Genomic DNA, 12615 nt, shown 5'->3' with positions numbered 1-12615 from the left:
GCCCCGAGAGTTACTGCTTGGTTTACTGCTTCAGGTCGATGTCGCCGAACCAGAACGAGGTGTCCGGTTCCACGTACACGCCCGACAGGTTCTTCGACTTGACGTACAGGTTGTTCTGGGTCACCAGGAAGGCCCACGGGGCGTCCTTCCAGATGGTTTCCTGAACATTCTTGTAGATCTCGGTCTTCTTGGCGCGATCGGTCGTGGCCAGCGCTTGCTGGACGCCGTCGTCAACCGACTTGTTCGAGTAGTACGACACGTTGTTCAGCACCGGCGGGAACGCGGCGGTGGTCAGGAGCGGACGCAGGCCCCAGTCGGCTTCACCGGTCGAGGACGACCAGCCGGCGTAGTACATGCGGACCTTGGCGTCTTCAGGCTTTTGCACCTGTTGAACGCGCTGCACGCGCTGGCCGGATTCCAGGACTTCCACGGAAACCTTGATGCCGACCTGGGCGAGCTGCTGCTGCAGGAACTGAACGACCTTCACCGAGGTGCCGTCGTTATAGGCGGACCACAGCGTGCTTTCGAAGCCGTTGGGGTAGCCGGCTTCGGCCAGCAGGGCCTTGGCCTTCTTGATGTCGTAGGGCCATGCACCGATCTTGTGCGCGTAGTCCACGCCTTGCGGCACGACGCCGTCGATGACGGTGGCGTAGCCCGAGAACGCGACCTTGGCCAGGGCGTCCTTGTTGATGGCGTAGTTGATGGCTTCGCGCACCTTGACGTTGTCGAACGGCTTTTGCTGCGTGTTCATCGACAGGTAGCGGGCCATGATCGAGTTCTTGTGATCGACCACGTCCAGCTTTTCGTTCTTCTTCAGCACGGCGGCCTGCTCGAACGGCACCGGGAAGGCGAAGTGCGCTTCACCCGTCTGCACCACGGCGGCGCGGGTGTTGTTGTCGGTCACGGTGCGGAAGGTCAGCGTGTCGACCTTCGGGTAGCCCTTCTTCCAGTAACCGTCGAACTTCTTGACCTTCAGGTATTCAGCCGGCTTCCATTCGACGAATTCGAACGGGCCCGTGCCGACCGGGTGAAAGCCGATTTCCTTGCCGTACTTGGCCAGGGCAGCGGGCGAGATCATCATGGCGGCCGGGTGCGCCAGCGCGTTGATGAAGGCCGAGAACGGCTTCTTCAGCGTGATCTTGACGGTCATCGGATCGACCACTTCGGTCTTCTCGATGACGCTGAACTGGATGTAGCGCGACAGGCGGTTGTCCGGGTTGGCCGGACGATCGAAGTTGATCTTGACCGCTTCGGCGTTGAAGTCGGTGCCGTCGTGGAACTTCACGCCGGGACGCAGCTTGAACGTGTAGACCAGGCCGTCTTCGCTGACCGTGTAGTCGGTCGCCAGGACCTTCTGCACCTTCAGGTCCTTGTCGAACTCGAACAGGCCTTCGTAGTAGGCCTTGCCAGCCGCCTGGTTCAGCGTGCTGTTGGTGTTGTAGGGATCAAGCGTTTCCAGCGCGATGGAAACGGCGAACGTCACGTCCTTGGCGGCATGGGCCATCGGCGCGGCGAGCACGCCGAAGGCCAGCGCGGCAGCGGCCATCAGCTTGGTGGGGCGCAGAACTTTCATCATTGCAACTCCTGGTTCCAAAAAAAGGTCAACTACTGAGTCAATACGCGCCGCCGACGGGATGGCGGGCTACAAAATGATCCGTACCGACCTGCACCAGCGGCTGCACCACCGGTTCGTCGTTCAGTTTGCGGATCGGGCTGGGGATTTCATCGGACAGCAAGGTGCGCTTCATGTGACGGCGCGCCGGATCGGCGATCGGCACGGCCGACATCAGCTTCTTGGTGTAGGGATGCTGGGGATTCTCGAAGATCGCGCGGCGCGGGCCGATCTCGACGATCTGGCCCAGGTACATCACCGCCACGCGGTGGCTGACGCGTTCGACCACGGCCATGTCGTGCGAGATGAACAGGAACGAGATGCCCATGTCGCGCTGCAGGTCGATCAGCAGGTTCACGATCTGCGCCTGGATCGACACGTCCAGCGCCGACACGGATTCGTCCGCGATCACGACCTTCGGATTCAGGGCCAGGGCGCGCGCAATGCAGATGCGCTGGCGCTGGCCGCCCGAGAACTCGTGCGGATAGCGCTGCGCCATTTCCGGCGGCATGCCCACGCGCTCGAGCAGTTCGGCGACGCGGCGCTCGGCATCCTTGCCCTTGGCCACGCCGTGCACCAGCAGCGGCTCCATGATCGAGAAGCCCACGGTCACGCGCGGATCCAGCGACGCGAACGGGTCCTGGAACACGAACTGGATGTCGCGGCGCAGGGACTGCAGTTCGCTGTTCTTCAGGCGCACGATGTCGCGGCCGCCGAAGCGGATTTCGCCGCCCTGGCTTTCCACCAGGCGCAGCAGCGAGCGGCCGGTCGTGGACTTGCCGCAGCCGGACTCGCCGACCAGCGACAGGGTCTCGCCCGGGTACAGATCGAAGCTGACCTTTTCCACGGCGTGCACGCGGCGCTGGACGCGGCTCATGATGCCGCCGCGCAGGTCAAAGCGCGTCACCAGGTTGCGCACGCTCAGGATGGGCTCGCGCTTGCCGGCGGGCACTTCCTGCGTGCTGACGGCGCCGGCCTCGGCCACGGGCTGGGCCTTGCCATCGACCTGCAGCAGCGGGAAGCGCGCGGGCAGGTCCGTGCCCTGCATGGCGCCCAGCTTGGGCACCGCCGACAGCAGCGCCTTGGTGTAGCTGTGCTGAGGCGCGGCGAACACGCGGTCCGACGGGCCTTCCTCGACCTTGTCGCCGCGGAACATGACCAGCACGCGGTCGGCCACTTCGGCCACCACGCCCATGTCGTGGGTGATGAACACCACGCCCATGTGCATTTCATCTTGAAGCTGGCGGATGAGCTGCAGGATCTGGGCCTGGATCGTCACGTCCAGCGCGGTGGTCGGTTCGTCGGCGATCAGCAGCGCCGGCTTGCAGGCCAGCGCCATGGCGATCATGACGCGCTGGCGCATGCCGCCCGACAGTTGATGGGGATAGCGGTCCAACACCGACTTGGCTTCGGGAATGCGGACCTGTTCCAGCATGCGCAGCGCTTCGGCGCGCGCCGAGGCGCCATCCATGCCCTGGTGCTCGCGGATCGATTCGGCGATCTGGTCGCCGGCCGTGAACACGGGATTCAAGGAGGTCATCGGCTCCTGGAAAATCATGGCCATGTCGGCGCCGCGCACATCGCGCATCACGCGCTGGCTGGCATTGGCCAGGTCGATCACGGAGCCGTTGCGCCGGCGCAAGGCCATGCTGCCCTGGGCGATGCGGCCACCGCCATGTTCCACCAGACGCATCAGCGCCAGCGACGTCACCGATTTGCCCGAACCCGATTCGCCCACGATGGCCAGGGTCTCGCCCCGGTCCACATGAAACGACAGATTGCGCACGGCTTCGACCGTGCGCTCGGAACCCACGAAGCGCACCGTCAGGTCGTCGACCTGGACCACGCGGTTATCCGGCAGCGCCAGGCTGTTTGCGCGATCAACCATCTCTTCTCATTCCCAAAATAAACCTACTGATCCAAACCGCCGCCGCTCATCGGTAGATGGCGGTTACCGGCTTCTCGCCAACGCGGGCGTAACCCCGGTACATGCCTTCCGTGTTGAACGGCAAGGCCACATTGCCCTGGGCGTCGACGGCCACCAGGCCGCCCTTGCCGCCGATGGTGGGCAGTTTTTCCATTACGACGCGGTCCGCCGCCGCTTCCAGCGAGGCGCCGCAGTATTCCATCTGGGCGGCCACGTCGTACGCGGCAACCATGCGGATGAACATTTCGCCCGTGCCCGTGGTGGACACGGCGCAGGTCTTGTTGCTGGCATACGTGCCGGCGCCGATCAGGGGCGCATCGCCCACGCGGCCGACCTGCTTGTTGGTGATGCCGCCGGTGGAGGTGGCGGCGGCCAGGTTGCCCTGGGCATCGACGGCCACGGCACCCACAGTGCCGAACTTCTTGTCGGCGTCCAGCGGATCGGCGGGCGCGGGCTGGCCGCGCGCGACCATGGCCTGGCCGTCGTGATCCAGCACGGCGGCGTCCGGCGTTTCGCGCTGCACGCGCAGCAGCTGCTCGCGGCGGGCGTCGGTCGAAAAATACGAGGGGTCCACGAGTTCCACGCCTTCCTGGGCGGCGAACGCTTCAGCGCCCTCGCCCACGAAGAACACGTGCTTGCTGTTTTCCATGACCTTGCGCGCGGCAAAGATGGGATTGCGCACGCGGTTCACATTGGCGATGGCGCCGGAACGCAGCGTGGCGCCGTCCATGATGGCGGCGTCCAGTTCATGGGTGCCGGCACTGGTGAACACGGCGCCGTGGCCGGCGTTGAACAGGGGGCAGTCTTCGAGCAGGCGCACGGCCTCGGTGACGGCGTCCAGGGCGCTGCCGCCCTTGGCCAGCACGGCCTGGCCGGCGGTCAGGATCGACTCCAGCGCCGCGAGGTATTCCTGTTCTTTCTCGGCAGACATGGCCGCGCGGGACATCGCGCCGGCGCCACCGTGAATGGCAATCACGGGTTGAATCATCGTTTACCTACTCCATGGATGAGCCACGGCATCACGGACTGGGTCACCCCAGCGGCGGCCGCAACGGAATTCTTGGCCCGATAGGCCACCGCCGCGGACAAGGCTTCGATGAGCCCCAACGCGGCGGTTTCGGAATTGGGAATGAGCTGGCGCGCCGAGAAGGCGTACAGCACGACGGACGCCGTGGGCGCCAGCGGCGAGGTGGGCTTGTCCGTCAGCACCAGCACCGGCACCCCGGCCTGCTTGGCCGCGCCGGCCAGCGTCACGGTGTCGGCCAGGTAACGCGGAAAACCGATGGCGATCACCAGGTCGTTGCTGGTCATGCGCGACATCTGACGCGCCGCGTGCGACACGCCGCCGGGACCGGCCAGCGATTCGACCGAATGCAGGTGCATGCACAGGCCGCGCTGCAAGAGGCCTGCGAGGAACCCGCTGGCGCCGAAACCGATGATGAAGACGCGATCGGCGGCCAGGATGGCGTCGACCGCCTGTTCACAGGCCGCGGAATCCAACGCCTGCAGGTTGCGCTGCGCGTTGCGGATGTCTTCTTCGAGGGTTGCCGCAAAGATCTGGACGGCGCTGGCCGAGTGGGCCAGCTCGGTGCGCAGCTTCTCGACCGGTTCCAGCGCGGCTTCGAAGCCGCGGGCCAGTTCGGCGCGGAACTGCGGATAGCCCGGCAGGTCCAGGGCGCGCGCAAACCGGTTGGCCGTGGCGACCGACACGCCCACTGCCGCCGCGAACTCATCGATGGTCATGGTGGCGACGCGGAACTGGTGCGCCAGCACGTACTCGGCCATCTTGTGCTGGGTCCGGCTCAGCGCGGGCTGGGCCCGGGCGATCCGATCAGCGATCGTAATGGCGGACTTGGTCATCGAACAGCGTGGTGGAAATCGGGCGGCGGGTTTATGTAAATCTGTTTACACACAAATTTTAGTTAAGAAAATAGATTTTCATACTAAGGGTATACCCGTGAATAGATGTAACAATCGGGCCTGAGGAATCGGGGCCGGTTTGCGTTACGCTAGTTGCCCTGTTTTTGTCCCGCTATCTGGAATGACCCGCATGACACCCGCCTGGATCTGCAAGCCCCACGCCGACCTGACCCCCGCTGAGCTCTACGCCATCCTGCGGCTGCGCTCGGAGGTGTTCGTGGTGGAACAGAACTGCGTGTTTCTCGACATGGACGGCAAGGACCTGCAAGGGCAGACCGAGCACCTGATGGCCTGGCACGACGGCGAACTGGTGGCCTATTGCCGCCTGCTGGAGCCGGCCCTGAACGACGGCCGCGCCGTCATCGGCCGCGTGATCACCGCCCCCGCCGCCCGCGGCACGGGCCTGGGCCACGAACTCATGCGCCGCGCCAAGGAAGAAGTGCAGCGTCTGTGGCCGGATCAGCCGGTGTACCTGGGCGCGCAGGCACGATTGAAGGGTTATTACGGCGGCCACGGTTTCGTGCCGGTCACCGAGGAATACATGGAAGACGGCATCCCGCATGTGGGGATGCTGTTGCAGGAGACGGCGTAGCGCGCGGCGCCCCGCCTCTGCATCAAGCAGGAACAAAAAAAAGCGCCCGTTTGAACGGGCGCTTTGATTTTGGCTGCCGGCGGCCGGCATCATCAGCCGGCCTGACCAGCCTGGCGTTCAGCAGCGTTACTGCACCGCAGACACGTCCAGCTTCGCCGCCGTCTTGGACTTGATCTCGTCCACCGTCACGCCGGGCGCCGTTTCCAGCAGCTTCAGGCCGTTTTCGGTGACTTCCATCACGCCCAGGTCGGTGATGATGAGATCGACCACACCCACGCCGGTCAGCGGCAGGTTGCACTCGGGCAGCAGCTTGATGTCCTCGGTGCCGTCCTTTTTCTTGGCCACGTGTTCCATCAGCACGACCACGCGGCCGACGCCGGCCACCAGGTCCATCGCGCCGCCCATGCCCTTGACCATCTTGCCCGGGATCATCCAGTTGGCCAGATCGCCCTTCTCGGAGACCTGCATCGCGCCCAGGATCGCCAGGTTGATCTTGCCGCCGCGGATCATCGCGAACGAGTCGGCCGACGAGAAGATCGAGGAGCCGGGCAGCGTCGTGACGGTCTGCTTGCCGGCGTTGATGAGGTCGGCGTCGACCTGATCGTCGGTGGGGAACGGGCCGATGCCCAGCAGGCCGTTTTCGGATTGGAGCCACACTTCCACGCCCGCGGGGACGTGGTTGGCAACCAGCGTGGGCAGGCCGATGCCCAGGTTCACATAAAAGCCGTCTTGCAGCTCGCGCGCGGCGCGCGCCGCCATTTCATCGCGGGACCATGCCATGTCGTCTTCTCCTTAGGCCGGGCGAGTGGTGCGTTGTTCGATGCGCTTTTCGGGCGTGGCGTTCAGCACGATCCGTTGCACATAGATGCCGGGCAGGTGGATCTGATCCGGGTCCAGGCTGCCGGTGTCGACGATTTCCTCGACTTCGACCACCGTGAACTTGCCCGCCATGGCGACGTTCGGATTGAAGTTGCGGGCCGTCTTGCGAAACACCAGATTGCCGCTGCGGTCGGCGATGTGCGCCTTGACCAGGGACACGTCCGGCACCAGCGAGCGTTCCATCACGTACTGCTGGCCGTCGAACTCACGGATTTCCTTGCCCTCGGCCACGATGGTGCCCACGCCAGTGCGGGTGAAGAACGCCGGAATGCCAGCGCCGCCGGCACGCAGCTTTTCGGCCAGCGTGCCCTGCGGCGTGAATTCAAGCTCGAGTTCGCCCGACAGGTATTGGCGTTCGAATTCCTTGTTCTCGCCCACGTAGGACGCGATCATCTTGCGCACCTGGCGCGTGTTGAGCAGCTGGCCCAGACCAAACCCATCGACGCCTGCGTTGTTGCTGATGCAGGTGAGATCCTTGACGCCCGAATCGCGCAGCGCGGCGATCAGCGCCTCGGGAATACCGCACAGGCCGAAACCGCCCACGGCGATCATCTGACCGTCCTTGACGATGCCTGCCAGCGCCTCCTGGGCGCTTGCATAAACCTTGTCCATCGCTCCAACTCCTAGTTAAGGTCTAACCAAAGTGAGCCCGCCCCGCCGCTACCCGCGCACGGGTCCCGGAAAAATCGGGGAATCGGGACAAGCCCAGTCGTTCCTTGGGGCGCGGCTGTTGGCGCCCGCTACCCGGGCATCGCGGCGAAGCCCGATTTCCGTGAAGCGGCGGCGCCGAGGGTGGCGCGCCCTCATTGCTTTTTTGATTTTGCGCTAGATTTTACCGGCATGACCGGCCAAAGCACGCGCTATTTTGGCCGGTGCGCGGCCCGTGGCCGCGCGCGCTTACTCGGCCGGCGTGAACTGCGTGGCCATCTGCGCCAGGACTTCGGGCGGCCACGGTGCGGACGTATTGGCCACGTAATCCATCCAGACCAGCACATTGCGGCCGCGCGCATAGGGGCCAGCCTCATCGCCGACCTTCTCGAGCAGCAGCTCGAATTCGGCGCTGGAGCGGCCGATGCGCGTGACCTTGTGCGTCACGCGCACGGTGGCAGGATAGGTCAGCGGACGCAGGAAATCGCACGACGCATGCGCCAGGATCGCGCCATCGTCGGCCGGCAGCTTGAAGCCCGCGTTATACAGAATCTGCATGCGGGCCTCTTCCATGAGGCGGAAATACAGCGTGTTGTTCAGATGGTTCAAGGCGTCTGAATCGCCCCAGCGCAAAGGCAATTCGAGCTGATGGGTGTCGCCCACCGATAGCAGCCGCGCAGACAGATTGTCCGGGTTCACCAATAACTCCTGAAGGCTAAAAGAAATGCGAAGGCATACAGGACCCTCGCCTGCAATACAATCGCCGATAATACTTCCAGCCATATATGGAATACATACGGGGAGCTTTGCAAATGTCTGAACGCGAGTCGATGGAATATGACGTGGTCGTGGTTGGCGGTGGTCCCGCCGGCCTGGCCACAGCAATCCGTCTGAAGCAGCTGGCTGCTGAGAAGAATCAGGAGATTGGCGTCTGCGTACTTGAGAAGGGTGCGGAACTGGGCGCGCACATCCTGTCCGGCGCCGTGATGGACCCGCTGGCGCTGACCGAGCTCATCCCCGACTGGAAGGAAAAGGGCGCGCCGCTGAACGTGGCCGTCACGCAGGACAAGTTCCTGTTCCTGTCCGAGACCGGCGCGCGCGCCACGCCCAACTGGCTGCTGCCCCCCTGCTTTCACAACGAAGGCAACTACATCGTCCGTCTGGGCGACGTCGTCAAGTGGATGGGCGAGCAGGCCGAAGCGCTGGGCGTGGACATCTTCCCCGGCTTTGCGGCCGTCGAAGTGCTGTACGACGAGAACGGCGCCGTCCGCGGCGTGGCCACGGGCGACATGGGCGTGGCCCGGGACGGCAGCCACACCGACCACTACCAGCCGGGCATGGAATTGCACGCCCGCTACACCGTGTTCAGCGAAGGCTCGCGCGGCCAGCTCGGCCGCCAGCTCATCGAGCGCTTCAAGCTGGACGACGGCCGCAATCCGCAGTCGTACGGCATCGGCATCAAGGAAATGTGGGAAGTCGATCCGGCCCAGTCCAAGCCCGGCCTGGTGATCCACACCGCCGGCTGGCCGCTGGATTCGGACACGTACGGCGGCTCGTTCCTCTATCACCTGGACAACAACCTCGTCGCCGTGGGCATGATCGTCGGCCTGGATTACGCCAATCCGTGGCTGTCGCCCTTCGATGAGTTCCAGCGCTACAAGACGCACCCCGCCATCCGCGGCACGTTCGAAGGCGGCAAGCGCATCGCTTACGGCGCCCGCGCCATCACGGCGGGCGGCCTGCTGGCGCTGCCCAAGCTCACGTTCCCGGGCGGCGTGCTGGTCGGCTGCGAAGCCGGTTTCCTGAACGCCTCGCGCATCAAGGGCAGCCACGCCGCCATCAAGTCGGGCAAGCTGGCCGCCGAAGCCGCGTTCGACGCCCTGGTTGCGGACCGCCGCCAGGACGAACTGACTGCATACCCCAAGGCCTTCGAGGCCTCGTGGCTGCACGCGGAATTGAACAAGGCCCGCAATTTCAAGCAGTGGTTCAAGAAGGGCCGCACGGTCGCAACACTGATGACCGGCATCGAGCAACTGCTGCTCAAGGGCAAGATGCCCTGGACGCTGCGCCACAACAAGCCCGACCACGCCTGTCTGCAGCCCGCGTCGCAATGCGCGCGCATCGACTATCCCAAGCCCGACGGCAAGCTCACGTTCGACAAACTGAGTTCGGTGTTCATCTCCAACACCAACCACGACGAGAACGAACCCGTCCACCTGACCCTCAAGGATCCGTCCGTGCCGGTCAAGGTGAACCTGGCCAAGTACGGCGGCCCCGAGTCGCGCTATTGTCCGGCCGGCGTGTACGAGTTCGTCAAGGACGACCACGGCGACGACCGTCTGCAGATCAACGCGCAGAACTGTGTGCATTGCAAGACCTGCGACATCAAGGACCCCACGCAGAACATCGTCTGGGTGGCGCCGCAAGGCGGCGAAGGGCCGGTCTACAGCGGCATGTGATACCCCGGGCGCATTGCGCCCGCCCGAAAGGCGCCCCGCGGGGCGCCTTTTTTCCGACTGCCTGGAGCGACACCATGCGCGAACGCGTACTTCTCATCGGCTGCGGCGACCTGGGCCAGCGCGCGGCGCAACGCTTTCTGGCGCGCGGCGACGAGGTCCATGCCCTGCGGCGCCATCCCCCCGCCGACGACACGAGCGGCATCCAGTGGCTGCAGGGCGACATCACCCGCCCCGACACGCTGAACGCGCTGCCGCAAGGCGTGACCCGGCTCATCCACCTGCCCACGCCTGGCGCGCGCGATCCGCAGGCCTACCGCGGCGTGTTCGTGGAGGGGCTGGCAAACGTGCTGCACGCGCTGGATCGATCCCAGCTCAAGCGCATCGTGTTCGTCTCGTCCAGCGCGGTGTATGGCGAGCATCATGGCGCCTGGGTCGACGAGGACACGCCGCCTGCACCGCAAGGCTTCAACGGCCGCGTGCTGCTCGAAGCCGAAGCTGCGCTGGCGGCGCAGCCGGTCTCGTCGACGGCATTGCGGCTGGCGGGCCTGTATGGGCCCGGCCGCATGCAGCTCATCGAGCGGTTGCGCAGCGGCGCGGCCGGCGCGCCGGTACAGCCCGAACACTGGGCCAACCGCATCCACATCGACGACGCGGCTGCCGCGGTGGCACATCTGGCGCTGCTGCCGCAGGTTGCGCCGGTGTATGTGGGCTGCGACGACACGCCCCTGCCGCTGCACACGCTGTATGCCGAACTGGCCGCGCTGATCGGCGCCCCCGCGCCGCGCGAGGCGCCCGCGCCGGCCAACGTGGGCAGCAAGAAACTCAGCAATGCCCGGTTGCGCGCCAGCGGCCTGTCGCTGCAATGGCCGGACTCGCGCCAAGGCTACGCCGCCCTGCTGGCTGAGGACGGCGCGTCGCAGGCATAGTTCGGCCCTCGCCGAATCGTTGCCGCCGGCGCGGGCGGATACTGGTGGCCGTCTCCATTGCCCGCCGTCACCATGCCGCCCGCCCATCCCCTGGCCGCCGTCACACACCCCGATCCGAATCCCTACTATGCCCAGCTGGCGCGCGAGCGTCCGCTGTACCGGGATACGGCACTGGGCATGTGGATCGCCTCGCATCCCGACACCATCGCGGCCATCCTGCGGCATCCCGGCGCACACGTGCGTCCCGCGGATGAGCCCGTGCCGCGCGGCTTGTGCCCCGGCCCTGCGGGAGACCTGTTCGGCCGGTTCGTGCGCATGAACGACGGCGCGGCGCATGCGCGCTTGAAGCCGCTGCTGACGGGGTTCATCGCGCACCGGGCGTCGGAACCGGTGCAAGCGCATCACGAAGGACCATTGCCGCGCCTTCCGCTGCAACCAGCCGTCCCGGCATCGCAGGATTGGCTTGCCGCCGCGCCGCACGCCCCCGCCGCCGTCGACCGCTATCTGTACACGGCGCCCGTGCACGCGCAGGCAGCATTCCTGGGACTATCCAAAGCCGTTCATGCGGATTGCGCGGCCGATATCGCCGCTTTCCTTTCCGCCCTGCCCGCCGATGCGGGCGCAGACCGGACCTCGGCGGGCCATGCCGCCGCCGCGCGCCTGCAAGCCCGCATGCAGGCGCATCTGGCGGGGCCCGAGGCCACCCCGGCACTGCGCGCATTGCATGCAGACGCACTGCAAGCAGGCATTACGCCCGAACAGCTGGCCGCCAACCTGGCGGGCCTGCTGTTCCAATCTTGCGAAGCGGGCGCGGGACTGCTGGGCAATGCGCTCATCATGGCCGGCCGGCGCGGCGCGGCGGGCGTGCAGACACGCGAGGACGCCCTACGTCTCATCGACGACACCGTGCGCCGCGATCCGCCCTTGCACAACACGCGGCGGTTCATGGCCGCGCCGATTGATGTCGGCGGACAGCGCATCGAAGCCGGCCAGACCGTCCTGCTGGTGCTCGCCGCCGCCGCCATGATCGAACCCGAGGCGGGATGGATCTTTGGCGCGCACCGCCATGCCTGCCCCGGCGCGTCGCTGGCGCGAAGCCATGCAGCCGATGCGCTGCTGCGCGTGTTGCGGCAGGGCATGGGCCCTGCCCCGCTGGCGGCGCGCTTTCGCCATCGTCCGCTGCCCAACGCCCGCGTGCCCCAATTTGATTTTCCCGAGGACCACAACCGATGATTGCCGTGATATTCGAAGTCGAGCCCGCCCATGGCGATCCTGCCCCGTACCTGGACATCGCCGCCGGCCTGATCGATGAACTGCGCACCGTGGACGGTTTCATTTCCGTCGAACGCTTTCAAAGCCTGTCCACGCCAGGCAAGCTGCTGTCGCTGTCATTCTGGCGCGACGAAGCGGCAGTCAAGCGCTGGCGTTCGCTGGAATCGCACCGCCGCGCCCAGCAGGCCGGGCGTGGCGGGGTGTTTCAGAACTACCGCCTTCGCGTTGCGCAGGTGGTGCGCGACTACGGCATGCAGGAGCGGGACGAGGCGCCCGCCGACAGCCGCCAGCGCCACGGGTGAAACCGCCGGGACGCGTTAGTCCGGGACGCGTTAGTCCGGGACGCGCTCGTCCGGGAGGCCATCCCTTTGCCCCCTGAC

Annotated in this window: 12 protein-coding genes; 5 read left to right on the top strand and 7 right to left on the bottom strand. The window is 65.8% G+C overall.

Annotation, left to right across the window (positions count from 1 at the left end):
* Positions 1-22: 22 nt before the first annotated feature.
* Genes gsiB through QEP15_RS06150 form a run of 4 tightly spaced genes read right to left on the bottom strand, consistent with a single transcriptional unit; the run spans position 23 to position 5399 of the window.
* A complete protein-coding gene (gsiB, locus tag QEP15_RS06165) occupies positions 23-1576 on the bottom strand; it encodes a glutathione ABC transporter substrate-binding protein GsiB (protein WP_062840581.1) in 1554 nt (517 codons plus the stop codon).
* A gap of 37 nt (positions 1577-1613) precedes the next feature.
* Entirely contained in the window at positions 1614-3500 is a 1887-nt protein-coding gene (locus tag QEP15_RS06160) for a dipeptide ABC transporter ATP-binding protein (protein ID WP_152383719.1), read from the bottom strand.
* 46 nt (positions 3501-3546) lie between these two features.
* Positions 3547-4527, bottom strand: a complete 981-nt coding sequence (locus tag QEP15_RS06155; protein ID WP_152383718.1) for an isoaspartyl peptidase/L-asparaginase family protein — start codon at positions 4525-4527, stop codon at positions 3547-3549.
* Positions 4524-5399 carry a MurR/RpiR family transcriptional regulator gene (locus QEP15_RS06150; RefSeq protein ID WP_056322019.1) on the bottom strand — a complete coding sequence of 292 codons (876 nt, stop codon included), beginning with the start codon at positions 5397-5399 and terminating at the stop codon, positions 4524-4526. Before QEP15_RS06150 ends, QEP15_RS06155 begins: the two co-directional genes overlap by 4 nt.
* A 190-nt stretch (positions 5400-5589) precedes the next feature.
* Here QEP15_RS06150 and QEP15_RS06145 point away from each other — a divergent pair, with 190 nt between their 5' ends.
* Entirely contained in the window at positions 5590-6051 is a 462-nt protein-coding gene (locus tag QEP15_RS06145; RefSeq protein WP_056322017.1) for a GNAT family N-acetyltransferase, read from the top strand.
* 126 nt (positions 6052-6177) lie between these two features.
* Here the strand turns inward: QEP15_RS06145 and QEP15_RS06140 are convergent, their stop codons facing one another.
* From QEP15_RS06140 to QEP15_RS06130, 3 genes are all read right to left on the bottom strand, one after another.
* The gene (locus QEP15_RS06140; RefSeq protein ID WP_056322014.1) at positions 6178-6831 is read right to left on the bottom strand and encodes a CoA transferase subunit B; all 654 of its coding nucleotides are present in this window, start codon (positions 6829-6831) and stop codon (positions 6178-6180) included.
* 12 nt (positions 6832-6843) lie between these two features.
* On the bottom strand, positions 6844-7542 hold the full coding sequence (locus QEP15_RS06135; protein ID WP_056322011.1) for a CoA transferase subunit A: 699 nt from the start codon (positions 7540-7542) through the stop codon (positions 6844-6846).
* Positions 7543-7827: 285 nt separating this feature from the next.
* Entirely contained in the window at positions 7828-8280 is a 453-nt protein-coding gene (locus QEP15_RS06130) for an acyl-CoA thioesterase (protein ID WP_254636752.1), read from the bottom strand.
* Between the two features lie 110 nt (positions 8281-8390).
* Between QEP15_RS06130 and QEP15_RS06125 the strand changes: the two genes are divergently transcribed.
* The 4 genes from QEP15_RS06125 to QEP15_RS06110 all read left to right on the top strand — a co-directional run bounded on the left by QEP15_RS06125 (position 8391) and on the right by QEP15_RS06110 (position 12537).
* The gene (locus QEP15_RS06125) at positions 8391-10037 is read left to right on the top strand and encodes an electron transfer flavoprotein-ubiquinone oxidoreductase (protein WP_056322006.1); all 1647 of its coding nucleotides are present in this window, start codon (positions 8391-8393) and stop codon (positions 10035-10037) included.
* Positions 10038-10111: 74 nt separating this feature from the next.
* Positions 10112-10963, top strand: a complete 852-nt coding sequence (locus QEP15_RS06120; protein ID WP_152383716.1) for an NAD-dependent epimerase/dehydratase family protein — start codon at positions 10112-10114, stop codon at positions 10961-10963.
* Between the two features lie 72 nt (positions 10964-11035).
* Positions 11036-12196 (top strand): cytochrome P450 family protein, encoded by a 1161-nt coding sequence (locus QEP15_RS06115; protein WP_280148565.1) that lies wholly within the window; start codon positions 11036-11038, stop codon positions 12194-12196.
* Positions 12193-12537 carry an antibiotic biosynthesis monooxygenase family protein gene (locus QEP15_RS06110; RefSeq protein ID WP_152383714.1) on the top strand — a complete coding sequence of 115 codons (345 nt, stop codon included), beginning with the start codon at positions 12193-12195 and terminating at the stop codon, positions 12535-12537. Before QEP15_RS06115 ends, QEP15_RS06110 begins: the two co-directional genes overlap by 4 nt.
* Positions 12538-12615 lie beyond the last annotated feature (78 nt).

It is taken from the genome of Achromobacter mucicolens (genome assembly GCF_029866465.1).
Lineage (GTDB): Bacteria > Pseudomonadota > Gammaproteobacteria > Burkholderiales > Burkholderiaceae_B > Achromobacter > Achromobacter mucicolens.
The sequence above is the reverse complement of the archived record's forward strand: the minus strand, read 5'-3'. Positions and strand labels throughout refer to the sequence as shown.

What these genes read in the sequence shown, in the direction of transcription:
- gsiB (WP_062840581.1), bottom strand. Translation starts at nt 1,576, where the DNA reads ATGATGAAAGTTCTGCGCCCCACCAAGCTGATGGCCGCTGCCGCGCTG.
- QEP15_RS06160 (WP_152383719.1), bottom strand. Translation starts at nt 3,500, where the DNA reads ATGGTTGATCGCGCAAACAGCCTGGCGCTGCCGGATAACCGCGTGGTC.
- QEP15_RS06155 (WP_152383718.1), bottom strand. Translation starts at nt 4,527, where the DNA reads ATGATTCAACCCGTGATTGCCATTCACGGTGGCGCCGGCGCGATGTCC.
- QEP15_RS06150 (WP_056322019.1), bottom strand. Translation starts at nt 5,399, where the DNA reads ATGACCAAGTCCGCCATTACGATCGCTGATCGGATCGCCCGGGCCCAG.
- QEP15_RS06145 (WP_056322017.1), top strand. Translation starts at nt 5,590, where the DNA reads ATGACACCCGCCTGGATCTGCAAGCCCCACGCCGACCTGACCCCCGCT.
- QEP15_RS06140 (WP_056322014.1), bottom strand. Translation starts at nt 6,831, where the DNA reads ATGGCATGGTCCCGCGATGAAATGGCGGCGCGCGCCGCGCGCGAGCTG.
- QEP15_RS06135 (WP_056322011.1), bottom strand. Translation starts at nt 7,542, where the DNA reads ATGGACAAGGTTTATGCAAGCGCCCAGGAGGCGCTGGCAGGCATCGTC.
- QEP15_RS06125 (WP_056322006.1), top strand. Translation starts at nt 8,391, where the DNA reads ATGTCTGAACGCGAGTCGATGGAATATGACGTGGTCGTGGTTGGCGGT.
- QEP15_RS06120 (WP_152383716.1), top strand. Translation starts at nt 10,112, where the DNA reads ATGCGCGAACGCGTACTTCTCATCGGCTGCGGCGACCTGGGCCAGCGC.
- QEP15_RS06115 (WP_280148565.1), top strand. Translation starts at nt 11,036, where the DNA reads ATGCCGCCCGCCCATCCCCTGGCCGCCGTCACACACCCCGATCCGAAT.
- QEP15_RS06110 (WP_152383714.1), top strand. Translation starts at nt 12,193, where the DNA reads ATGATTGCCGTGATATTCGAAGTCGAGCCCGCCCATGGCGATCCTGCC.